The organism is Sphingopyxis sp. EU05-FHT14B03, from assembly GCF_058790875.1.
On sequence record NZ_JBYTDC010000001.1, the window covers coordinates 1,353,709 to 1,375,614 of the forward strand.

Annotated in this window: 20 protein-coding genes and 1 tRNA gene; 10 read left to right on the plus strand and 11 right to left on the minus strand. The window is 66.7% G+C overall.

Going from position 1 to position 21,906, the window contains the following annotated elements:
* Window positions 1-5 precede the first annotated feature (5 nt).
* The 5 genes from AC3WS4_RS06560 to AC3WS4_RS06580 form a co-directional block, all read right to left on the minus strand.
* Window positions 6-2,294, minus strand: a complete 2,289-nt coding sequence (locus tag AC3WS4_RS06560) for a TonB-dependent siderophore receptor (RefSeq protein WP_492742683.1) — start codon at window positions 2,292-2,294, stop codon at window positions 6-8.
* An 86-nt stretch (window positions 2,295-2,380) separates the two neighbouring features.
* Window positions 2,381-3,799 carry a CitMHS family transporter gene (locus AC3WS4_RS06565; RefSeq protein ID WP_492735590.1) on the minus strand — a complete coding sequence of 473 codons (1,419 nt, stop codon included), beginning with the start codon at window positions 3,797-3,799 and terminating at the stop codon, window positions 2,381-2,383.
* 166 nt (window positions 3,800-3,965) lie between these two features.
* On the minus strand, window positions 3,966-5,012 hold the full coding sequence (locus AC3WS4_RS06570) for an ABC transporter substrate-binding protein (protein ID WP_187141971.1): 1,047 nt from the start codon (window positions 5,010-5,012) through the stop codon (window positions 3,966-3,968).
* 8 nt (window positions 5,013-5,020) lie between these two features.
* Window positions 5,021-6,415, minus strand: a complete 1,395-nt coding sequence (locus AC3WS4_RS06575; protein WP_492735588.1) for a sensor histidine kinase N-terminal domain-containing protein — start codon at window positions 6,413-6,415, stop codon at window positions 5,021-5,023.
* On the minus strand, window positions 6,412-7,083 hold the full coding sequence (locus tag AC3WS4_RS06580; protein WP_492735586.1) for a response regulator transcription factor: 672 nt from the start codon (window positions 7,081-7,083) through the stop codon (window positions 6,412-6,414). Before AC3WS4_RS06580 ends, AC3WS4_RS06575 begins: the two co-directional genes overlap by 4 nt.
* Before the next feature lie 149 nt (window positions 7,084-7,232).
* On the opposite strand from AC3WS4_RS06580, the gene AC3WS4_RS06585 reads away from it, so the two are divergent.
* A complete protein-coding gene (locus AC3WS4_RS06585) occupies window positions 7,233-8,588 on the plus strand; it encodes a putative porin (RefSeq protein WP_492735584.1) in 1,356 nt (451 codons plus the stop codon).
* A gap of 152 nt (window positions 8,589-8,740) precedes the next feature.
* On the opposite strand, the gene AC3WS4_RS06590 is transcribed toward AC3WS4_RS06585, so the two are convergent.
* The gene (locus AC3WS4_RS06590) at window positions 8,741-9,289 is read right to left on the minus strand and encodes a hypothetical protein (protein WP_056344672.1); all 549 of its coding nucleotides are present in this window, start codon (window positions 9,287-9,289) and stop codon (window positions 8,741-8,743) included.
* A gap of 77 nt (window positions 9,290-9,366) precedes the next feature.
* The gene (locus AC3WS4_RS06595) at window positions 9,367-10,710 is read right to left on the minus strand and encodes a dicarboxylate/amino acid:cation symporter (RefSeq protein ID WP_056344674.1); all 1,344 of its coding nucleotides are present in this window, start codon (window positions 10,708-10,710) and stop codon (window positions 9,367-9,369) included.
* Between the two features lie 193 nt (window positions 10,711-10,903).
* Here AC3WS4_RS06595 and AC3WS4_RS06600 point away from each other — a divergent pair, with 193 nt between their 5' ends.
* Genes AC3WS4_RS06600 through AC3WS4_RS06610 form a run of 3 tightly spaced genes read left to right on the plus strand, consistent with a single transcriptional unit; the run spans window position 10,904 to window position 13,295 of the window.
* Window positions 10,904-11,266, plus strand: a complete 363-nt coding sequence (locus AC3WS4_RS06600) for a PepSY domain-containing protein (protein WP_156377589.1) — start codon at window positions 10,904-10,906, stop codon at window positions 11,264-11,266.
* Entirely contained in the window at window positions 11,266-11,931 is a 666-nt protein-coding gene (locus AC3WS4_RS06605; RefSeq protein WP_056344680.1) for a response regulator transcription factor, read from the plus strand. The genes AC3WS4_RS06600 and AC3WS4_RS06605 overlap by 1 nt, the downstream gene beginning before the upstream one ends.
* Window positions 11,928-13,295, plus strand: a complete 1,368-nt coding sequence (locus AC3WS4_RS06610) for an ATP-binding protein (RefSeq protein WP_492735581.1) — start codon at window positions 11,928-11,930, stop codon at window positions 13,293-13,295. The genes AC3WS4_RS06605 and AC3WS4_RS06610 overlap by 4 nt, the downstream gene beginning before the upstream one ends.
* A 7-nt stretch (window positions 13,296-13,302) precedes the next feature.
* Here AC3WS4_RS06610 and AC3WS4_RS06615 read toward each other — a convergent pair.
* Window positions 13,303-13,376: transfer RNA gene (locus AC3WS4_RS06615), tRNA-Cys, on the minus strand.
* Between the two features lie 231 nt (window positions 13,377-13,607).
* On the opposite strand from AC3WS4_RS06615, the gene AC3WS4_RS06620 reads away from it, so the two are divergent.
* The 3 genes from AC3WS4_RS06620 (at window position 13,608) to AC3WS4_RS06630 (ending at window position 16,297) form a co-directional block, all read left to right on the plus strand.
* Entirely contained in the window at window positions 13,608-14,276 is a 669-nt protein-coding gene (locus AC3WS4_RS06620; RefSeq protein ID WP_492735580.1) for a protein-L-isoaspartate O-methyltransferase family protein, read from the plus strand.
* A 35-nt stretch (window positions 14,277-14,311) separates the two neighbouring features.
* Window positions 14,312-15,793, plus strand: coding sequence for a TolC family outer membrane protein (locus AC3WS4_RS06625; protein WP_492736606.1), 1,482 nt, complete (start codon window positions 14,312-14,314; stop codon window positions 15,791-15,793).
* Window positions 15,794-15,871: 78 nt separating this feature from the next.
* On the plus strand, window positions 15,872-16,297 hold the full coding sequence (locus AC3WS4_RS06630; protein ID WP_492735578.1) for a DUF2497 domain-containing protein: 426 nt from the start codon (window positions 15,872-15,874) through the stop codon (window positions 16,295-16,297).
* Window positions 16,298-16,449: 152 nt separating this feature from the next.
* On the opposite strand, the gene nudC is transcribed toward AC3WS4_RS06630, so the two are convergent.
* From nudC to AC3WS4_RS06645, 3 genes are read right to left on the minus strand one after another with little or no spacing between them, the layout of a single operon-like run.
* Window positions 16,450-17,319: an NAD(+) diphosphatase gene (gene nudC, locus AC3WS4_RS06635; protein ID WP_492735576.1), complete on the minus strand. Its 870-nt coding sequence runs from the start codon at window positions 17,317-17,319 to the stop codon at window positions 16,450-16,452.
* Window positions 17,319-18,605: a serine hydrolase domain-containing protein gene (locus tag AC3WS4_RS06640; protein WP_492735574.1), complete on the minus strand. Its 1,287-nt coding sequence runs from the start codon at window positions 18,603-18,605 to the stop codon at window positions 17,319-17,321. Before AC3WS4_RS06640 ends, nudC begins: the two co-directional genes overlap by 1 nt.
* Complete coding sequence (locus AC3WS4_RS06645) at window positions 18,602-19,630, minus strand: A/G-specific adenine glycosylase (protein ID WP_492735572.1); 1,029 nt, start codon at window positions 19,628-19,630, stop codon at window positions 18,602-18,604. The genes AC3WS4_RS06640 and AC3WS4_RS06645 overlap by 4 nt, the downstream gene beginning before the upstream one ends.
* A gap of 26 nt (window positions 19,631-19,656) precedes the next feature.
* On the opposite strand from AC3WS4_RS06645, the gene AC3WS4_RS06650 reads away from it, so the two are divergent.
* The 3 genes from AC3WS4_RS06650 to AC3WS4_RS06660 are packed head-to-tail and all read left to right on the plus strand — an operon-like array spanning window position 19,657 to window position 21,764.
* Window positions 19,657-20,229, plus strand: coding sequence for a DUF721 domain-containing protein (locus AC3WS4_RS06650; protein WP_492735570.1), 573 nt, complete (start codon window positions 19,657-19,659; stop codon window positions 20,227-20,229).
* A gap of 17 nt (window positions 20,230-20,246) precedes the next feature.
* The gene (locus AC3WS4_RS06655) at window positions 20,247-20,993 is read left to right on the plus strand and encodes a thioredoxin domain-containing protein (protein ID WP_492735568.1); all 747 of its coding nucleotides are present in this window, start codon (window positions 20,247-20,249) and stop codon (window positions 20,991-20,993) included.
* 39 nt (window positions 20,994-21,032) lie between these two features.
* Window positions 21,033-21,764, plus strand: coding sequence for a thioredoxin domain-containing protein (locus tag AC3WS4_RS06660; protein ID WP_492742685.1), 732 nt, complete (start codon window positions 21,033-21,035; stop codon window positions 21,762-21,764).
* The last annotated feature ends 142 nt before the right edge of the window (window positions 21,765-21,906 follow it).

Genomic DNA, 21,906 nt, shown 5'->3' on the forward strand with positions numbered 1-21,906 from the left:
CATGATCAGAAGGTGAAGCGCGTGGTCAGCGTCGCGTAGCGCGGCTGGCCGGCCTGGATCTGGACGCGGCCCGACGAACCGGCGCCCGAGCTTTCGTAATATTTCTTGTCGAAGAGATTGCCGAGCTTGAGGTTCACCGAGAAGCGCTCGGCCTTGTAGTAGATCCCCGCGTCGACGAGCAGATATCCGGGCAGGTCGAGCGGTTTGAGGTCGTCCTTGTTCGTGGGCAAGATGCCCGCACGCGGACCGGTATAGGTTACGCCGAGACCGACGCCGAAACCATTTTCCCAGTCGTAGCGGGTCCACAAATTGGCCGCATCCTTCGCGACGTTGGCGAGCGGCAGACCTTCCTGAAATTTCTGATCCTTGACCGAAGCGCTCAACACGCGGGCGTTGATATGGGTGTAACCGAAAATGAACTGCCAATTATCGATCGGCTCATAATTCCCTTCGATTTCAAAGCCATCCGACCGCGCTTCGCCGAGCTGTGCCGAACAGCTGCCGAGCGGGCATTGGAACTGCGTAATCTGGCCCGTCTGATCGATGCGATAGAGCGCTGCGGTTGCATTCAGGCGGCCATCGAGCAGATCCTCGGCCTTGATGCCGACCTCATATTGTTTGCCTTCGAGCGGCTTGAAGAAGTTATTTCCGTCGGCGTCGAAGATACCGGGATCGGCCGGCACAAAGGATTCGGCATAGCTGCCATAGATGGTGATATTGTCCTTCGGCTGGAGCAGGATGCCAAAGCTCGGCAGAAAATCCCGTTTGGTAATGCGGGTATTGATCACGGTCGGCGTATTGCGTGCGTCGGGCTGCACCACGGCCTTTTCGCGGAACTTGCGAACCGAAGCGCTGACTTTGAGCCAGTCGGTCACGGTAATCAGGTCCGACAGGTAGATGCCCCAGTTGCTGGAATCGATGATGCGGTGCGTCAGCAAACTTGCCTGACCGGTCAATGCCGGATTGAGCGCCGGCAAGGACTCGAAACTCGGAAAGGCACTGAAGTCGGGATTGTAGAGACTGATGTCGAGACAGGTCCCGCCGACGGGGCATACGCCAGCGGCGTTGCGATTGTTCGAGTTGAAGAATTTCAGGCGATTTTCGCTTACCTGATCCTTGCCGGCGTTAACCCCGACGAGCAGCTTGTGTTCGAGCCCGAAGGTCTCGAACTCGCCGTTCAGGTTGACGTCGATATAATCGTATTTGCGATCGGTCTTGAGTTCGCGGGCGCGGCGGGTGACGCGGAACTCGCCCGCGATGCGCGCGACGTTGACGCTCGAAAATTCCTGCTGGTGGCTGCTGTAGTCGACGTGACGGCCGCTGACGTTGAGCGCCCAGTTTCCGAAGTCATGCTTGAAATAGGCGCTCAGCGCCTTGCCTTCCTCGACGCGGAAATCGTCGGGCGACTGATAGGTGGTGGTGATCGGCGCGACCGCGTCGATATCGTAGATCGTGCTGGTCACCGAGGTGAGCCCGTCGAAGGGCGCGGCCAGACCATTGTCGAACTTTTCGCGTGTGCGGCGATATTCGCCCTGAACCGTCAATGTGGTGTCGGGACCGATTTCCCAGGTCAGGCTGGGTGCGACGAAGGTCTGCTTCTGATTGGCGAAATCGCGGAAACCGTCATTGTCGCCATATTGGGCGACGAGGCGGTACATCAGCGCGCCGTCGCCGGCGAGCGCGCCGGTCGAGTCGATCGAACCGGTCAGGCCGAAATGGTCGAAGGCATGGCGGTTCTTGCTGAGCCAGGTGTTGCCGCGCAGTTCGATCGTCGTCGCGGCCTGCGCCTGCGGCTTTTTGGTGATGATATTGACGAAGCCGCCCGGCTGGATCTGGCCGTAAAGCACCGACATCGGACCCTTCACCAGTTCGATGCGCTCGACGCCGATCGTCGGCGGCGAACCATAGCGTCCGGTCAGGCCCGGCAGGCCGTCGACCATGATCGAGTTGCGGTCGTCGCCGCTCGACTTGAACCCGCGCAGCGTGATGTCATAGGCGGTACCGCCCGACTTCTTGAGGCCGGTCATGTAGTTGTAGAGGTCGGCGACGCTCTGTGTCTCGAGCGACTTCACGAACTCGTTCGAATAGCTCGACACCGAAAAGGGCGTGTCGAGGACGGGGACGTCCATCTTCATCGCGCTCTTCGACCCGTCGTCGAGGAAGGTGCCGGTGACGATGATGGCTTCGTCTTCGGCCGCCTCGTCCTCCTGCGCGCCGGCTGCCGCCTGGTCGTCGTTCGTTTGCGCAAAGCCGGGCGTTGCAGGCACCAGCGCGAACAGGGCGGTGGCGATCATAAATCGTGCGGTCTTCATCTTCTCTTCCCCTTCATTCACCCCGCGGTTGCCCCGCGTGGGTGGAAAATCCAAAACGGTCTTTGGTCTCAGGTCATCGAGACCAGCGGAAATATCCCGGTGGCCATTGCGGTCGCCGTCATCAGCAGACAGATCGCGACAGCCCATTTCAGCGTAAATTTCTGGTGATCCCCGAACTCGACGCCAGCGAGGCCGACCAGCAGGTAGGTCGACGGCACCAGCGGGCTCAGAAGGTGGACGGGCTGTCCCATCAACGACGCGCGCGCCATCTCGAGCTGGCCGATGCCATAGTGGCCGGCGGCCTCCGACACGACGGGCAGCACGCCGTAATAAAAGGCGTCGTTCGAGATGAAGAAGGTGAAAGGCATGCTCGCGATCGCGGTGATCGGGGCCAGATAGGGACCCCATGCATCGGGAATGATCGCAAGGAAGCTTTTCGACATCGCATCGACCATGCCGGTGCCGCCGAGAATGCCGGTGAACACGCCGGCGGCAAAGATCAGCGAAACGACCGCGATGACATTCTTGGCATGTTCGGCGACCCGGCGACGCTGCTCGTCGACTTTCGGATAATTGATCACCAGCGCCAGCGCGAAACCGATCATGAAGAGGATCGGCAGCGGCAGCACCGCCATGATCAGCCCGGCCATTAGGGCGATCGTCAGCAGCGCGTTGACCCACAGCAGCTTGGGCCGACGCAGCGCCTCGGCCTCGCCATTTTCGGCCGGCAGCAGCGCCGATTCTTCCATCAGCCCGTCATTGGCGAGGCCATCGGGCGAGGCGTCGGAGCGCATCGCTTCCCGCAGCGCAGCGCCGCTTGTCGCCGCCGAACTCAGCGAGCCGAAGGCATAGGCGGGTTGCAACGCAAGGACGCCCAGGCGGCGGCGCTCGGCCAGCCCCAGATGCCAGGCGAGGGCGATCACGCCGATCACGCCGACCACCATGGTGGGGATCATCGGCACGAAGATCGCCGAGGGGTCGATCTGAAGCGCGCTGGCCGCACGGGCCAGCGGACCGCCCCAAGGTGTCAGGTTCATCACCCCGCCCGCGAGGATGGCGACGCAGGTCAGGTTCAGCGCGTTCATCCCGAGCCGGCGATAGAGCGGCAGCATCGACGCGCAGACGATCATATAGGTCGTCGAACCGTCGCCATCGAGCGACACGAAGGCGGCAAGAACGGCGGTCCCGATCACGACCTTCAGCGGATCGCCATCGACGACCGCGAGGATGCGGCGCACCACCGGGTCGAAGAGTCCGGCATCGATCATGATGCCGAAATAGAGGATCGCGAACATCAGCATGACGCCGGTCGGTGCGAGCGTCTTCACACCGTCGATCATCATCTCGCCGAGCTTCGGACCGCCGAAGCCGCCGACAAGCGCGAAGAGGACGGGAATCAGGATCAGCGCGACCATCGGCGACAGCCGCTTGGTCATGATCAACGCCATGAACGTGATCACCATTCCAAAGCCAAGCAGGGTCAGCACTGGGTTACCCCCGACATCTCTCTCTCCATCCCCGTACCGCTCGTGGCGGTATTCGATTGTCGCGGCATCATGCCGCGCGGCCGATCAGTCCGGCTCTATGATGGATGTTCTGACAGAGGTTGCTGTCACCGGCCTGTCATGGCAGCGACAGCGTGGATTCCGCCGCTCAGCGTGCGCTGTGGCCGCTCCACAGGTCCAGCAAACGCTGGCGTTTCTGCGCGTCGAGATAGACGAGAAGGCCCGGCCCCAGTGCGATCGGGCGGAGCGGCCCGACGCTTTTTTCGGCGATGCCCAAGCGGCTGTACGGCCCGTCGATCTCGGGCCTCACCGCGCTGAGCCGGCTTCGATTGGTCAGGATACGCTGCCCGCGAATCGACAGCAGATATTCGAGGAACAGATGCGCCGCCGCCGCCTCGGGTGCGCTTTTCGGGACGACGGCCGTGCGTGCGACCGCCAGCGTATAGTCGCTGGGATAGACAAGCTCGAGGTTGCTCGACCGATCGGCCTCGGCGCGGGCATAGGAGCCGAGGACGTTATAGCCGACCGCGAGCTCGCCGCTTTCGATCCGGCGCAACACCTCCGACGTCGTGCCCGCGGTCACCACCCGGTTGTCGCGAAACGCCTCCGCGATCGCCCCGAAATCGCTGCTTTGCCGGGCATCCTGCGATACGACGAGATAGCCGACGCTGCTGGTGGCGGCGTCATAGGTGCCGATCCGGCCGCGCCAGAATTCGGGATCCTCGCGCAGCGCGGCGAGCAGTTCGGGTCGCGACATCGGAATGCGCCGCCCCGCCATCGCCTTGCGGTTGAACACCATGACGACGGGTTCGAAGGTGAAGCCCAGCGCCTCGTCGCGCCACCGCGCCCAGCCGGGCACCATCGCCGCGTTCGGCGACCGGTGCGGCGCGGCAAAGCCGTCGTTCACCAGCCGCACCTGCAAATCCATCGCGGCGCTGAGCAACAGGTCGGCGGGCGATCCCGCGCCGGCGCTTTCCTCGCGAAAGCGCCGGTCGAGTTCGGCAGCTTCCAGATCGACATATTCGATCATGATGTCGGGGTGGGTGGTCCGGAAATCGTCGATGACCGGCTGAAAGACCTCAAGGTCCGAAGTGCTGTAGATCGTCAGGGTTCGCGTTTCGGCGGCGGCGCCCCGGTCGGCGGCCTTCTCGGCACAGCCCGCCAGCGAAAGCAGGCAGAATAGCGCGAAAATCATGCCGCGCATCATGACCGTCGCGCCCGGCGCGGCAGCGCGATCTCGACCAGCAACCCGCCGCCCTCGCGGTCGCCGAGCGTGATCACACCCCGATGGCTTTCGACCGCGCGGCGAACGATCGCGAGGCCGAGCCCCGCCCCCGGTTCGTCGTTGTTGCGGCGGGCAAAGCGTTCGAACACCTGTTCGCGGTCGTCCGGCCGGATTCCCTTCCCGCGATCGGCGACGCTGAGCAGATAGCCGTCGGGGGTCTCGACCAGCATCAGCGACACTTCGCCATGTTCGGACCGGCCGTGGGTCAACGCATTCTGGATCAAGTTCTTGACCACTTCGCCGATCATCACCCGGTCGCCGACCATCGGCGCCTGCGCCAGCGGGCTGGTGAAGCGGACGTCGCTGTCTTCGGCCATCGGCACCGCCTCGCGGACGCTCTGGCGGACGGTCGCGAGCAGGTCGAATTCGGTGAAGACCCGGACGTCCGAGCGGTGCTGGACCGTCGCGTCGCTGAGCATCTGGTTCACCAGCCGCGTCAGTTTCGCGGCGTTGCGGCGGATCGCGACGAGGCTGCCGCGCATGTCCCCCTGGTCGCCGTCCTCCGCCAGCTGCGCCTGCGCCTGGATCACCGCGAGCGGGGTGCGGAGCTGGTGCGCGGCGTCGCCGATGAAGCTGCGCAGCGTATCGATATTGTCGTGCAGCCGGCTCATGAAACCGTTGATCGAATCCACGACCGGCGCGATTTCGGCGGGAACGGGCGTGACCACCGGATCGAGGTCTTCGGGCTGGCGGCTCGCGAGTTCGCCGCTGAGCCGGCCGAGCGGACGCAAGGCCAGCGTGACCCCGAACCACACGACGCCGAGCGCCACGACCGTCATCAGCAGGATCGGCGCCAGCGAACCGAACACAAGGTCGCGCGTCAGCGCGTCGCGCGCGCGGCGGGTCTGACCGACTTGCACATAGACCCAGCCCGTCGTCCCCGGCTGCGCGATCTCGCGCGCCAGCGACACGAAGCGGACATCCTCGCCCCGATAGCGCGCGTCGTAGAATTGTCCCGATGTGTCGCTTTCGCTGCGCAAGCTGCGGCGCTGCGGCACGTCGGGCAGGTCCGGATAGCCGGTCACCGTCCGCCGGTCGGGTCCGACGACACGGTAGAAGACCCGGTCGTCGGGCGCCGCCGACAGCATGTCGAGCGACGAATAGGGAATATCGACCTGGACCTTGCCGTCGAGGATCGACAGCGTTTCGGCGATCGAGAGCGCCGACCCGCCGAGCAGCCGGTCATAGGATTTGTCGGCGGCCAGCTTTGCATAGGACATCGCCGCGGCGTAGAGCGCGACCATCCCGATCAGGAAGACGACCCCCAGCGTCCCCGCGAGGCGAAGCCGCAGCGAGGTGGTCCGTGCGGTCACGATGCCGCAGGGGCTTCCGCGACATAGCCGACGCCGCGCACGGTGCGGACGACCAGCGCGCCCTCCAGCTTGCGGCGCAGGCGCCCGATATAGAGCTCGATCGCATTGGGACCGGCATCGTCGTCGAAATCGAAGAGCTGCGAGGCGATCTGGTCCTTGCTCAGCACGCGCCCCATGTTGCCGATCAGGATTTCGAGCAGGCGGAATTCGCGGTTCGGCAAGGTCAGCTGGGTGTCGCCGACCCGCACCAGCTTGGCGTTGCGATCGAAGACCATGTCGCCGATCGCGGTGACGTTCGACGCCATCCCCTGCGAACGGCGCAGCAGCGCGCGGCACCGCGCGTCGAACTCGCGAAAGTCGAACGGCTTCGACAGATAGTCGTCGGCGCCGACGTCGAGCGCATCGACCCGGTCCTCGATATTCGACCGCGCGGTGAGCATCAGCACCGGGGTCAGCGACCCCCGCCGCCGCATCGCGCGCAGGACTTCGAAGCCATCCATCCCGGGCAGGCCGATGTCGAGCACCACGACCTCATAATCCTGATAGCACAGCACATCGTCGGCGGCCTCGCCGTCAGACTGCAGATCGACCGCATGCCCCTCGCGGCTGAGCCGCTTGAGCAAGGCGTCGCCCAGATCGGGATCGTCCTCGACGACCAGAATTCGCATCGCAACCCTCTCCCTCGGCCACTCCTCGGGCCGGTCCGTCGTCGCCGTTCATCGACAGCTTCGCGACAGATTAGGGACCTAACTAGGCATGTAAACGAGCGCGAGGCAAGCCCTCCCGACGCCGAAAAGAGCAAATGGAGAGGAAAAAAATGGCAGAAAACCGGACTTTCGGAGGCCGCTTCGCGGCCCGATCGCGCACGCCCCTGCGGGCCGCCGCAATCGCCCTTTCGCTGCTGTTCGCGACCGCGTCGTCGGGGGCGATGGCGCAGTCGGCATCGGCCGAACAGATCGCCGATCTGCAACGCCAGCTCGACGCGCTGAAGGCCGAACAAGCGCAAACCGCGGCGCGCATTGCGCAGGTCGAAAACACGCTCGGCCGGATCACCGGCGTGCCCGTCGCGCCGCCGCCCGCGACGCCGGTCTCGGGGGCACCAATCTCAGGGGCTGTCGCGGCACCCGCACCGGTCGCCCTCGCCGCCAAGCCGGCGTCGAAGCTCCAGCTCTCGGGCGACGTGCGCGTCCGCTATGAAAGCAATTTCGGCGATGCCGACGCGCGCAACCGCGACCGCGGCGTCGTCCGGGCGCGGCTGCGCGCCAATTATGCGGTTTCGGACCATATCATGGCGGGCGCCCAGCTTTCGACCGGCGACGACGACGATCCGAACACCGCCGATGTGACGCTGTCGAACTGGGACGACGACCTGCGCGTCAGCCTCGACCAGATCTACCTGCGCGGGACCTGGGGCAATCTGGTCGTCCACGCCGGCAAGATTCCCCAGCCGTTCCGCCGCACCGACCTGGTGTGGGACGGCGACGTCAGCCCGCAGGGTCTGTCGGCGGCCTATAAGCAACCGCTGCCCGGCGGCGCGTCGCTCAAGGCCACCGGCCTCTATTTCCAGATCGACGAAGCGAGCCGCGCCAAGGACAGCAGCATGGTCGGCGGCCAGATCGAATTCGCGACCGCGCCCGGCGTCTTCCACGCCGAACTCGCGGCCGGCTATTACGACTATCGCCTGAACTCGATCACCGGTGCCGATGCCGGCGACTTCCGGTCGAACCTGCTGACCCCGGCGGGCCGCTACCTCTCGGACTTCGACATGCTCGACATCGTCGGGTCGGCGACCTTCACGGGGCTGGGCGAGCGCTGGCCGGTCCAGCTGATCGGCAATTATGTCCATAATTACGGCGCGGCGGTCGACGCCGACACCGGCTATGGCGCCGACCTGTTTGTCGGCCGCGCATCGAAACCGCACGACCTGCGCTTCGGCTATGGCTATAGCCGGACCGAGGTCGATGCGGTGCTCGCGGCGTTCAGCCACGACAATATCGACATCGCGACCAACTATATGCTGCACTCGCTGAGCGTCGATTATGTACCCCGCGCCAACACGCTGCTCAACCTGACGCTCTATCATTATCGGCCGCTCGACCCGCTCTATGCCGGGACCAACCAGCCGCGCGACTGGCTGAACCGGGTGCGGCTCAACTTCTCGGTCAATTTTTAGCGAAACGGAGCTTTTCTCCCGAGCTCCCGCATCGGAGCCGCGCGGTCCACGGGTCGCGCGGCTCTCTTTTTGTCCCCCCGGCGCCCGTCACAGGCATGAAAAAGGGCGACCCGATCAAGGGCCGCCCTTTTCCGTCATGCGATTGGCGTACGTTATTTGACGATCGAGAAGAGCGCCTCGGTGCTCGGGATCTTCGATGCCACCGCATCGCGGATGCGAACGCCGGGCTGCATGAAGTCGATGTCGATCAGCCCGCTGTCGGGCGACTGCTTGAACGCGAGGACCATCGTGACCGGCAGATATTTGCCCGACTGGTCCTTCAGCGGAACGAGGATCGAGACCTTCTTGTTGAAATCGGGGGTGCCCCATTTCGATTCGACCTGGGTCACGCCCTTCTTGGCGGTGATCACGTCGCCCGGCGACGAGACATTGCCGACGCGGTCGGGAAAGGTGCCCGCGATCATCGTATAATCGGTCATGCCGGCGGGGATGGCGTGGATCGTAATGCTGACCAGTTCGGGATGCCCCGCGACGATGCCGTCGACGATCGACTGGGCCAGGTTCTTGCCCGCGGGGGCGACCCAGTTCTTCGCCGTCTGCGGCGTCGAGGCGGCGCGCGGAATTTCATCACCGGCCTGGACGGTCATCGGCATCGTCATAAACATGGCGGCAGCCGCCACCTTGAACATAAGCTTGGTCATGGAATTCTCCTCTCACCGGATTGCGGATCCGCCTGTTCTGGTCGGCACCCTTGATCCCGGAATAATCGCCTTGGCTGTCACTCGGCTGTCGCGGTGGCGACCGGCGGCGGCATTTCGACGGGTGCGTCGACCAGCGGATCGGCAGGGTGCAGCGCCGCGTTCAGCGCGTCGCGGTCGAGCCCGCCCTCCCAGCGCGCGACGACGATCGTCGCCACCGCATTGCCGATGAAATTGGTGATCGACCGGCATTCGCTCATGAACCGGTCGACGCCCAGGATCAGCGCCATGCCCGCCACCGGCACGGTGGGCACGACCGACAGCGTCGCCGCCAGCGTGACGAAGCCCGCCCCGGTCACCCCCGCGGCGCCCTTCGAACTGAGCATCGCGACCCCCAGCAACAGCAATTGCTGGCCGAGCGACAGTTCGACCCCGGTGGCCTGCGCGATGAACAGCGCCGCCAGCGTCATATAGATGTTCGTTCCGTCGAGGTTGAAGCTGTATCCCGTCGGCACCACCATGCCGACCACCGCCTTGGGGCAGCCCGCGGCCTCCATCTTTTCCATCAGGCTGGGCAGTGCCGACTCCGACGAGGATGTCCCGAGGACGAGCAGCAGTTCGGCGCGCAGATAGCGCAGCAGGCGCCAGAGCGAAAAACCATTGTAGCGCGCGACCGCGCCCAGCACGACGAAGACGAACAGCGCCGAGGTGATGTAAAAGGTGGCGAGCAGCGCCGCGAGATTGGCGAGGCTGCCGACGCCATGCTTGCCGATGGTGAAGGCCATCGCGCCGAACGCGCCGATCGGCGCCGCGCGCATCAGGATCGCGACGAGGCGAAAGAACCCCGCCGCCACCGAATCGAGGATGGTCAGCGCCGGCTGGGCCCGATCGCCGACCAGCGCCAGCGAAATGCCGAACAGGATCGCGAGGAACAGGACCTGGAGGATATTATGGTCGGTGAACGCGCCGACGAAGGTTTCGGGGATGATGTTGAGCAGGAAGCCGGTGAGCGTCGTGTCGTGCGCCCGCTTCGTATATTCGCTGACCGCGGCGGTATCGAGGCTGGCCGGGTCGATATTCATCCCCGCCCCCGGCTGCACCACATTGGCCACGATCAACCCGATCACCAGCGCCAGCGTCGAGAAGCAGAGGAAATAGATAAAGGCCTTGCCCGCGACGCGCCCGACCGATTTCAATTCGCCCATGCCGGCGATGCCGGTGACGATGGTCAGGAAGATGAGCGGCGCGATCACCATCTTGACCAGCTTGATGAACGCGTCGCCCAGCGGCTTCAGCGACGCCCCGACGTCGGGCCACAGCACGCCGACCAGGATGCCCGCCGCGATGGCCACGAGAACCTGCACATAGAGCTGGCCATAAAGCTTCGGTCGTTTGCCGTCCGCCGCACCCGGCGCTGCCGTCATTGCCACCAAGATCCATCCTCCCACCGACGCCGACCGGTCTTCGTCCCGACGGACGTGCGATCATTCGTTCCAAACAGCGAAAATTAGCGCGCGCAACTGTCGTCTGACTGTCAGCACTATGCCGCATGGCCGTCAGCTTCGCATCAGCCAATCGGCGCTAGAAAAGATCGCAATCTGGAATAAGGATCACAACATGCGATTTCCCGCCATCCTCGCGCTCGCCATATTGACCGCCGTCCCGCTTGCGGCCGGCATCGCTCCCACGGTCGCCCATGCGTTTCAAAAGTCGAAGAAGGGCGACGCCGCCAAAGCCGAACGCAAGCGCGCCGAGCAGGAGGCGATCCGCGCCGCGGTGCAACGCGGCGAAGTTCTGCCGCTGCCCCGCATCCTCGCCATTGCGCAAGCCAAGGTTCCGGGCGACATCATCAAGGTCGAGCTCGATTATGAAAGCACGGGGATCGAATATGAGGTCAAGATCCTGACCCCGGCGGGCCGGGTGCGCGAGGTCGAGATCAACGCCCGCACGGGAGCCATCCTGCGGATCGAGGATAAATAATGCGGGCACTGCTGGTCGAGGATGATCCGGACCTCGCCGACGATGTCGCGCGTGCGCTCGGCGCCGCGGGCTTCGTCGTCGATCGCAGCACAAACGGCGAAGACGCCTGGTTCCAGGGCGATGTCGAAAATTACGCGCTCGCCGTCCTCGACCTCGGCCTGCCGCGCCTCGACGGGTTGAGCGTGCTCAAGCGCTGGCGCGACGGCGGGCGGACGATGCCCGTGCTGATCCTGACCGCGCGCGGCGAATGGACCGAAAAGGTCGAAGGCATCGAGGCCGGCGCCGATGATTATATGGCTAAGCCCTTCGCGATCGGCGAACTTGTCGCCCGCGCCCGGGCGCTCGTCCGCCGCGCGGCGGGGCATGCCAGCACCGTGCTGGCGATCGGCGACCTGTCGATCGACACGGCGCGGATGACCGCGACCCTCGGCGGACGGCAGACCCAGCTATCGCAGCTCGAATATCGGCTGCTCAATTTTCTCGCGCATCAACAGAGCCGGATCGTGTCGGCGGGCGAAATCGCCGAGCACCTCTACGGCGCCAGCGACGGCAGCGATACCAATGCGGTCGAGGCGATCGTGACCCGGCTGCGGCGCAAGCTCGGCAGCCGCATCGTCGAAACGCGGCGCGGACTCGGCTATCTGCTGACCGGCGAGGCCGGGTGAAGCGGACGTCTCTCCGCCTGCGGCTGTTGCTCGGCGCGACGGTCGCCATCTTCGCGGCGCTCGCACTCGCATGGGGCGGCATATCCTGGATGTTCCGCCAGCATGTCGAGCGGCGCGAAGAGGCCGAACTGACGGCGCTGGCCGAACAGGTGATCGGCGGCCTGACGGTCAATGCCGCGGGCAAGCCGATCATCGCCCCGGCCCCGGTCGAACCGACCTTCCAGTCTATCGCGAGCGGCCTTTATTGGCAGGCGCGCGGTCCCGGCGGTACCGACCAGTCGCCGTCGCTATGGGACCAGAGCCTTCCGGCCTCCGACGCCGCGGCCGACCGCTGGACCAGCGCAACCGTGCCCGGCCCGTTCGGCGCGCAGTTGACGATGGTCAGTCGCACAGTCCGCCCCGGTAAGGGCGACATCGGCATCATGGTCCGGGTCGCCGCAAATGACGGCGAGATGCGCGACGCGCTCGGCGCGTTCGACAAACAGCTCGCGCTGTCGCTCGGTCTGCTCTGGCTCGTCCTGTCGGTGGCGGCCTTTGTGCAGGTCACTCTGGGCCTGCGCCCGCTGGACCGGCTCCGTCGCGACCTCCATCGGCTCCGTAAAAGCCCCGCCGCGCGGTTGTCCAAGGCGCATCCTGCCGAAATCCTGCCCCTGACCGAGGCGATCAACGCGATGGCGGAGGCCCGCGAGGCCGACCTCGGTCGCGCGCGCCGCCGGGCCGCAGATCTGGCCCATAGCCTGAAGACGCCGCTCGCGGTCGTGTCGGCGCAGAGCCGCCGCGCACGCGAGGGCGGTGCCGAAGCCGCGGCCGACGGAATCGACCGAGCCGTCGCGGCGGCCAGTGCCGCGCTCGAAGCGGAGCTCGCCCGCTCGCGCGCCGCCGCCGCGCGGGTGACCGGCGGCGAATGTGCGCCGCATGACGTGGTCGAAAGGCTTGTCGCCGTTGTCGAACGCGGCGAATATGGCGAGCGCGTCGCCTTCACCGTCGACGTCGACCCGGCGCTTCGCCTGCCGGTCGACCAGGTTGATCTTGCGGAAATGCTCGGTGCGCTGATCGAAAATGCGGCGCAGCACGCGCGCCGGCAGGTTCGCATTTCGGGGCAACGCGAATCCGGTGCCGTCACCCTGTCGGTCGCCGACGATGGCGAAGGCCTGTCGGAAGATGCCGCCTTCCGCGCCACGCAACGCGGTGTCCGCATCGACGAGGCGGGCACTGGTCATGGCCTGGGCCTCGCAATCGTGCGCGACCTCGTCGAAGCGACCGAGGGCCGTTTGCGCCTGGGCCGCGCCGATCTGGGTGGATTGCTTGCCGAGCTCGATTGGGCCGAAGACCGGGATCAGGCGGTCTATCGCCCGGTTCGATGAATATGGTTGGAGGCCCGAGCCGGAATCGAACCGGCGTGCGCGGATTTGCAGTCCGCTGCGTCACCACTCCGCCATCGGGCCTCATGCCAAATTGCCGCACTCGCTGACGAATGGGCCGGGTGTTGGACGGACCGCGCTAGTGATGGGCTTTGGCCGGCTTGTCAAGGATTCGCCGATGGGACTTGGCGACGGCGGCCGGGACAGCTATGCGCGGCGCTGCGGGCGCTCATGCTGTATTAGCATTGCAATACAGCATGGCTTGGGCTAGAGCGGGCCGCAGCACGGGTCATTTCCAGGAATCGGACAGCGCTGATGGCGACCAAATTTGAAGACGCGCACTTGAACGGAATCACCGCCGCGGCGATGCGCGCGGCGATGATCGACAGCCAGCTGCGCACCAACGACGTCATCGATCCGGCGATCGTCGCCGCGATGGGCGCCGTCGCGCGCGAGGATCATGTGCCGCCGGCGCTGGCGAGCGTCGCTTATATGGACCGCGCGATCCCGCTCGGCGCCGGCCGCGCGCTCAACGCGCCGCTGGTCACAGGCCGGATGCTCGTCGCCGCGGCGCTGCGCCCCGGCATGCGCGTGCTGCTCGTCGGCGCCGCGACCGGCTATGCCGCCGCCTGTCTCGCGCAGCTCGGCGCCGAGGTCTTCGCGCTCGAGGAAGAGGCCGGGCTCGCCGCCATGGCCCCCGCGAACGACGCGACGACCTGGGTCGCCGGACCGCTCCATGCCGGCGCCGCCGACAAGGGCCCGTTCGACCGCATCATCGTCGAAGGCGCGATCGAGACGCTGCCGCCGGCGCTCGCCGACCAGCTTGCCGAGGGCGGCCGGCTCGTCGCGGCGCTCCGCGACGGCGCGGTCACCCGCCTCGTCCAGGGGGTGAAAACCGGCGGCACGCTCGCGCTGCGCCCCTTCGCCGACATGGACGTCGCACCGCTGCCGGGTTTCGCCCGTCCCGCCGGGTTCCGGTTCTGATCGCCTCCATCTCCCCTCCGTTCCAGGCTGATATGATGACGCACGACCGCAAGACGATTTCCTTCGCACGCCGCGGCCGCTGGCTCGCCGGTCTCGCGGTCGGCGCCCTCACCCTCGCGAGCACCGCGCACGCCGAAACACTGCAGGGCGCGCTCGCCAAGGCCTATGAGAACAACCCGACACTGACCGCCGCGCGCGCCGGCCAGCGCGCGAATGACGAGAATGTCCCGATTCGCAGGGCCGATGGCCTGCCCAGCGCCGGCGCCGGCGTCGACTATCAGGAAAACCTCGTCCTCCCCGGCAACGCCTTCTTCTCGCCAAAGCGCACGCTGTCGGTCGGCGGCCAGCTGACCGTGCCCATCTATCAGGGCGGGGCGGTGCGCAACGCGGTCAAGGCCGCCAAATTCCGCGTCGAGGCCGGACAGGCCGATTTGCGCGCGACCGAGGCGAGCATCTTCGCGCAGACCGTCGGCGCCTATATGGACGTCATCCGCGACCAGGCGATCGTCCAGCTCAACCAGAAGAATGTCTCGGTCCTGCGCACCAATTTGCAGGCGACCAGCGACCGCTTCGAAATCGGCGACCTGACGCGCACCGACGTCGCCCAGTCGGAGGCGCGGCTCGCGCTCGCCGAGGGCGATCTGCGCACCGCCGAATCGAACCTGATCAACAGCCGCGAATCGTACATCCGCCTCGTCGGCGAAGCACCGGTCGATCTGGAACAGCCGCCGCTTCTGCCCAATTTGCCGGTGACCGCCGAGGAAGCCGTCGCGATCGCGCTGAACAGCAATCCCGACATCGAGGCCGCGAACCAGCTCGTCAACGCCAGCCGCGCCGACATCGGCGTCGCGCGCGCGACCCGGCTGCCCAAATTGTCGGCGACGACGAACGGCGGTTACAACAACAACCTCAATTCGGTGACGAGCGCGACGTCCGAAAACGTCACGACCAGCGTGCAGGCCGCGCTGTCGCTGACGATCCCGATCTTCCAGGGCGGGCGCCCGGCGGCGCAGGTCCGCCAGGCGCAGTCGCGCAGCAGCCAGGCGATCGAAAATTATGTCGCGACCGAACGCGGCGTCATCGCCCAGACGCGCGGCGCCTATGCCGCCTGGCAGGCGAACGAACGGATCATCGCCGCGACGCAGCAGGCGGTGAGCGCCAACGGCCTGTCGCTCGAGGGCGTGCGCGCCGAAAACAGCGTCGGCACCCGCTCGATCCTCGACATATTGAACGCCGAACAGGAATATCTGAACACCCAGGTCCAGCTCGTCTCGGCGCGCCGCAACAGCTACGTCGCCGCCTTCTCGGTGCTCGCCGCGATGGGCAAGGCCGAGGCCCGCGACCTCGGGATCGAGGGCGGCGCGCTCTACGATCCCGCGGTCAATTACGAACGGGTCAAGGGCAAGGTCTTCGACTGGGACGACGATCCCAAGCCGCAGCAGGTCGCGACCGACACCCGCGCCGTGCCCGCCGCCAACGCCAATGTGCCCGCCGGCGATCCGCTGACGCCACAATAAGGCTTGGCAAGCATCGCCCGGCACCGGTATGAACATGGTTAATCGCCCGGCTTTCGGTCGATGCCGCAGGGGGCCATAATGGGCGACATGTCGCGTGAACCGTCGATGGAGGACATACTATCGTCGATTCGGCGCGTCATCGCGCGCGACGAAGCCCCCGGTGCGGTGCGCGAAACCCGCGCGCCGGCACCCGAGGATGTGCTCGAACTTCACGACGAAGAGGATGAGGCCGAGGGTGCAGCCCCCGTCGCCGGCGAAGAAGAGCTTGTCTCCGCCGCCAGCGCCGACGCCGCGCGCCAGTCGCTCGAAGCGCTGACCGCCGCGGTGACCCCGGCGGTCGCCGCCGCGGTGTCCGCCCCCGCCGCGACCGCCCGCACGATGGAAGATGTCGTCCTCGACGCGCTGCGCCCGATGCTCAAGGACTGGCTCGACACCAACCTGCCGCCGCTCGTCGAAGCGATGGTGGCGAAGGAAATCAGCCGGATTACCGGCAAGAAATTCTAACCGTTAATCCTCCCTGTCGCGCAGCGATGGGGAGGGGGACCGCCGCGAAGCGGTGGTGGAGGGGCCGCGGCCTCGCGCCAGCCTTTAACGGCGTCGGCCCCTCCGTCAGCGCTGCGCGCTGCCACCTCCCCATGGCTTCGCCACAGGGAGGATTATTTCGCCCAATCCTCCAGCAGATATCTCGCGATCGCCAGCGGCGGCGGCGCCATGAACGGCGCGCCCATGTCGCCCGCCAGCGCCGCGCGCACCTCGGCGCGGTCGACCCACATCGCCGCCTCGATCTCGGTCGTGTCGAGGGTCAGCGCCGGATCGTCCGTCACCGCGCGCGCGCCGATCATCAGCGACGAGGGGAAGGGCCAGGGCTGGCTCGCCACATAGGACACATCCGACACGCGGATCCCCGCCTCCTCGAACAATTCGCGCGCCACCGCTTCCTCTAGCGATTCGCCCGGCTCGACGAACCCCGCGAGCGCCGAAAAGAAGCCCGGCGGGAAGCCGCCCTGCCGCCCGACGAGCACCCGGTCCTCACATTCGGCGAGCATGATCACCACCGGGTCGACGCGCGGAAAATGTTCGGCGTTGCACGTCGCGCACTGGCGGCCCCAGCCGCCGCGGAACAACGCGCTCGGGTTCCCGCACACCGCGCAGAAGCGGTGCCGCGCATGCCAGTCGACCAGGCTGCGCGCGCCGCCATAAAGCGCCGCCTCCTCGCCCGACAGCAACGGCAACAGCCGCATCACGGTGCGCGAGCGCGCGTCGATCCGCTGGCTTGGCGCGGGTTCGCGCACGAAATGCGGCACCCCCGCCTCGTCGATCCCCAGCAGCATCGGCGCGCGATCGTCGGCGGGATCGAAGGCCTCCCAAAGCAGCCCCCCGCCCTCGCCGGGCACGAAGTCGATCCCATCGAGCACGAGGCACCGCGCGCGCGGATCGGCGACGACCGCCGCGAAGGCGGCGGCGTCGGTGCGAACCTGGTCGGCACGGTCGAGCCGCGCCCCGGTGAACCCCAGCGGCAGCGGCATCAGCCGAGGACGTCCTTGATCACGGTCTCGCCGAACTTCGCCTGGAACGAGACGGTTTCGGGCGGCATGATCTGGGTATAGCCGCCGACGCGATAGCCGAGCTTGCGGTGGACGAAGCCGATCGTTCCCGCCGCGCCCGCCCAGCCGAACAGCCCCTCGCCGCCCGGCGAGGTCGGCAGCGACACGCGGCCGCCGGCGCCGAACCCCTGCCCGTCGACAAAGGTCCCCTTGCGGTCGACCGCGTCGCTCAGCATGTTCGACATCGCGAGCCGCGCGGTCTCGGCCTTCATCACCCTTCTGCCACCGGTTTCGCCTTCCCCCAGCAGCATCGCGAGAAAACGGTCGTAATCGCGCGCGCTCGACACAAGACCCCCGCCGCCGAACGGATAGGGCGGCTTGTCGAGATAGATCGAACTCGTCGCCGGGTCGAAGGGGATCAGCGCTCCGGCGAACGCCGCATAATTGCTCGTGAAGCGCCCAACGTCCTTCGCCGCGACCATGAACCCGGTGCTCGTCATGCCGAGCGGATCGAACAGCCGCGCCTTCAAAAAGGCGTCGAAGCTCTGGCCCGACACCACCTCGATCAAGCGCCCCATCAGGTCGAGCCCGATCGAATAGCTCCATTTCGTCCCCGGCTCATAGACGAGCGGCAGCGCCGCGAGCCGGTCGGCCATCGCGGCAAGACTGGGCGCCGGGGTGACCGGCGGGAAGCCCGGCAGCGCCACCTTGCTCGCCTGCCCGCCGACGATGCCATTGTCGTCATAGGCCTTTTTGATCGGCCCCTTCTGGATGATGTTATAGCCGAGCCCCGCGGTGTGGGTCAGCAGGTGCCGCACCGTGATCATCGTCCTGGCGGGATGCACGGCGGTGATCGACCCGTCGGGGACATCCTGCACCTGCATCTTCGCAAAAGCGGGCAGGAAGTCGGCGATCGGCTGGTCGAGCGTCATCTTGCCGTCCTCGATCAGCAGCATCGCGGCGATGCCGGTGACCGGCTTGGTCATCGAATAGAGCCGCCACAAGGTGTCGGGACCGACCGGCACCCCATCGCTCAGCGACTGCACCCCGGCGCCGAAGAAGGTGGCGTCCTCTTGCCCCTTGCCGATCGCGGCGAGGGTGCCGGCGAGTTCGCGGCGGTCGACGAAGCCCTTGATGAATTCGTGCGTCGCGGGATAGAGCTGCGCCCCGCCTTCCTTCCACGCCCACGCCGCATGGGGGAGCAGCAGGCCGCCGCCGCCAAGCGCGAGGCCGCCGAGCATCGCGCGGCGCGAAACCATCATGTTCATGCATCTCTCTCCAGCATCTTGTCGGTCAGTTTGCGATAGAGCGTCGGCAGCCCCGCCGCGTCAAGCTCCGCGATCGGCCACCACAGGCCTTCCGCTGCGGCATCGCGCGATTCGGGCGGAGCTTCGCGGCGCACCAGCACCAGCGTCAGGTCGAAATGGGTGAAGCCATGGTCGACCGACACCAGTCCCGACTCGCCCGGTGGCGCATCGCTCCACTCCCCGCCGGGCAGCGCGCGCATCCCGCCGAGCATGCCCTTGTCGGGGCGCTTGACCAGCCAGACCTGCCCGTCGCGCTCGATCCACCAGGCGACGCCATGCCGCCACGGCTTGGCCTTCTTCGGCGGCTTGACCGGCAACCGGTCGATGTCGGCGCGGCCGCGCGCGCGGCAATCGGCCATCACCGGACAGATGCCGCACGCCGGGCTGCGCGGGGTGCAGATGGTCGCGCCGAGGTCCATCAGCGCCTGCGCGAAATCGCCCGGACGATCGCCGGGCACCAGCGGTGCGAGGTCGCGTTTGATTTCGCGCTTGGCGGCGGGGAGCGGGGTCTCGATCAGCCGGTGGCGCGCGATCACCCGTTCGATATTGGCATCGACCACCACCGCCGGCCGGCCGAAGGCGATCGCCGCGACCGCCGCCGCGGTATAGTCGCCGACCCCGGGCAGCGCGCGCAGCCCGGCCTCGCTGTCCGGAAAGACGCCGCCATGCCCGGCCACCACCGCCCGTGCGCAGGCGAGCAGATTGCGCGCCCGCGCATAATAGCCGAGCCCCGCCCACGCCGCCATGACGTCGGCGTCGTCCGCCGCGGCGAGGTCGGCAACGGTCGGCCAGCGCGCCGTGAAGCGCTCGAAATAGGCCGCCACCGCCGCGACGGTCGTCTGCTGCAGCATGATCTCGGCCATCCAGACGCGATAGGGATCGGGCACCGCATCGCTGCCCGGCGGCACCCGCCAGGGCAGCACCCGCGCCGACCGGTCGTACCAGCCGAGCAGGCGCGCCGCGAAGTCTGAAGTCTGGACGCTCACCCCCCGCCTATGGCATGGCGCTCCCGATGGCGAAAGACGCGAGCGAAGACGGCCCGGCCGCAAAGCCCAAGGCGAAGAAGGCGGCAAAACCCGCCAAGCCGAAGCCGCGCCCTTATGAACGCCCGCGCGGCGGCGAGGCGCGCTCGATTGCCGACCTCGTCCCCGAAATCGGCCGCACCGCCTTTCGCAAATTCGGCTTCATCCAAAGCTCGGTGGTCAGCCGCTGGCGCGAGATCGTCGGCGAAAAGCTCGCCGACGTGACACAGCCCGCGATGATCCGCTTTCCCGTCGGGCAAAAGGCCGGCGGCACGCTGCACCTGACGATCAGCGGCGCCCACGCCCCGATGCTCCAGCATGTCGCCCCCGACCTCATCGCCGCGGTCAACCGCTTCTTCGGCTATGCCGCGATCGCCCATGTCCGCATGGCGCACGGCCATGTCACCCCGGCGCCCGCCGTTCAGCAACCGGCAATGCTCAAGCCGGTACCCGCCGAACTGGGGGACAGTTTGCGCGACATCGGCGACCCCGAGCTTCGGACCGTCCTCGAACGGATGGCCGCCGGGCTCGGCGCCGCGCCCAAAATCCCCCGCATCAGTTGAGGAAGAACCAGGTCGCCATGCTTGCCGCCCGTCTGAAAACGCCCGTTGCGCTGGCCGCGCTCGGTATCGCCGCCTTCGCCCTCCAGCCGGCTATTTCAACGGCCAAGCCCGCCGCGAAGCCCGCGGCCAAGGCGGCCCCCGTCGGTCCGCGCTGGTCGGCGACGGTGACGACGAGTTCGATCGGCGCCTATCTCGTCGGCAACCCCGATGCGAAGGTGAAGCTGGTCGAATATTTCAGCTACACCTGCAGCCATTGCGCCGATTTCGCCACGCTGTCGGCGGTTCCGCTCAAGACGCTCTATGTCGACAAGGGGCTCGTCCTCTTCGAATATCGCAACCTCGTGCGCGACCCCGTCGACATGACCGCCGCGCTGCTCGCGCGCTGTGGCGGGAGCAAGGCGTTCGCGGGCAATCACCAGGCGATCTTCGCCGCCCAGCCGACCTGGCTCGGCAAGGTCGTCAAGGCGACCGACAAGCAGAAAACGAGCTGGTTCGAAGGCACCACCGGCGAGCGCGCGCGCAAGATCGCCGCCGACACCGGGCTCGCCGCGATCATGACCGCACGCGGCTATACGGCGGCGCAGCAGAATGCCTGCCTCGACGACGGGGTCGCGCAGGCCGAACTCACCGGCATGACCAACATCGGCCGCAATGCCGACCGCGTCGCGGGCACACCCACCTTCTACATCAACGGCCGCAATGCCGAAGTCACCACCTGGCCGGCGATCAAATCGCAACTCGACCTTGCGCTCAAACCTTCCTAAAAGCGCCGCATTCCCCGATTTGGAGAGACACAGACCATGATGCGTACCTTGCTCCTGACCTCGATGGCCGCGCTTGCCCTGGCCGCATGCGGCGACACCAAGACCGATCCGGCCAAGGAACAGGCGGCGATCGCCAAGGTCGCGGCGCCCGCGGGCAAGAGCTGGTCGCAGACCGTCGTCAAGACCCCCGAGGGCGGCTATCTGATGGGCAACCCCGACGCGCCGATCAAGCTCGTCGAATATGGCTCTTTGACCTGTTCGCACTGCGCCGATTTCTCGAACGAAAGCCATGAGGAACTGTCGCGCGACTTCGTCGACACCGGCCGCGTCAGCTTCGAAATGCGCAACTATGTCCGCGACGGCATCGACGCGACCGCCGCCGCCGTCATCCACTGCGCCCCGGCCGAACGCTATTTCCCGCTGTTGGAAAACACCTTCGCCGCGCAGGCCGAAATCTTCGCCAATGCGCAGGCCAATGAAGCCGGCTTCCAGGCCGCGATGCAGCTGGCGCCGAACCAGCGCTTCCCGGCACTCGCCAAGGCGATCAAGCTCGACCAGTTCTTCCAGGCGCGCGGCATGACCGCCGACCAGATCAACAGCTGCCTCGGCAACATCGCCAACATCGAAGCGCTCGAAAAGGGCGTCAACGCCGCCAACGAGAAATATAATATCGCGGGCACGCCGACCTTCCTCATCAACGGCGCGGTCGCCGAAGGCGTCGGCACCTGGCCGGTGCTGCGCGACCGCCTGAAGACGCTCGGCGCGCGCTGATCAACTTAATCCTCCCTGTGGCGAAGCCATGGGGAGGGGGACCGTTCGCGAAGCGAATGGTGGAGGGGCCAGCAACGCTGCGTTGCTGCCCCTCCGTCAGCGCTTCGCGCTGCCACCTCCCCATCGCTGCCCGAAGGGCAGC

Coding starts and splice junctions, on each gene's coding strand:
- AC3WS4_RS06560 (WP_492742683.1), bottom strand. CDS start 2,294: ATGATCGCCACCGCCCTGTTCGCGCTGGTGCCTGCAACGCCCGGCTTT.
- AC3WS4_RS06570 (WP_187141971.1), bottom strand. CDS start 5,012: ATGATTTTCGCGCTATTCTGCCTGCTTTCGCTGGCGGGCTGTGCCGAG.
- AC3WS4_RS06580 (WP_492735586.1), bottom strand. CDS start 7,083: ATGCGAATTCTGGTCGTCGAGGACGATCCCGATCTGGGCGACGCCTTG.
- AC3WS4_RS06585 (WP_492735584.1), top strand. CDS start 7,233: ATGGCAGAAAACCGGACTTTCGGAGGCCGCTTCGCGGCCCGATCGCGC.
- AC3WS4_RS06590 (WP_056344672.1), bottom strand. CDS start 9,289: ATGACCAAGCTTATGTTCAAGGTGGCGGCTGCCGCCATGTTTATGACG.
- AC3WS4_RS06595 (WP_056344674.1), bottom strand. CDS start 10,710: ATGACGGCAGCGCCGGGTGCGGCGGACGGCAAACGACCGAAGCTTTAT.
- AC3WS4_RS06600 (WP_156377589.1), top strand. CDS start 10,904: ATGCGATTTCCCGCCATCCTCGCGCTCGCCATATTGACCGCCGTCCCG.
- AC3WS4_RS06605 (WP_056344680.1), top strand. CDS start 11,266: ATGCGGGCACTGCTGGTCGAGGATGATCCGGACCTCGCCGACGATGTC.
- AC3WS4_RS06620 (WP_492735580.1), top strand. CDS start 13,608: ATGGCGACCAAATTTGAAGACGCGCACTTGAACGGAATCACCGCCGCG.
- AC3WS4_RS06625 (WP_492736606.1), top strand. CDS start 14,312: ATGACGCACGACCGCAAGACGATTTCCTTCGCACGCCGCGGCCGCTGG.
- AC3WS4_RS06630 (WP_492735578.1), top strand. CDS start 15,872: ATGGGCGACATGTCGCGTGAACCGTCGATGGAGGACATACTATCGTCG.
- nudC (WP_492735576.1), bottom strand. CDS start 17,319: ATGCCGCTGCCGCTGGGGTTCACCGGGGCGCGGCTCGACCGTGCCGAC.
- AC3WS4_RS06640 (WP_492735574.1), bottom strand. CDS start 18,605: ATGAACATGATGGTTTCGCGCCGCGCGATGCTCGGCGGCCTCGCGCTT.
- AC3WS4_RS06650 (WP_492735570.1), top strand. CDS start 19,657: ATGGCGAAAGACGCGAGCGAAGACGGCCCGGCCGCAAAGCCCAAGGCG.
- AC3WS4_RS06655 (WP_492735568.1), top strand. CDS start 20,247: ATGCTTGCCGCCCGTCTGAAAACGCCCGTTGCGCTGGCCGCGCTCGGT.
- AC3WS4_RS06660 (WP_492742685.1), top strand. CDS start 21,033: ATGCGTACCTTGCTCCTGACCTCGATGGCCGCGCTTGCCCTGGCCGCA.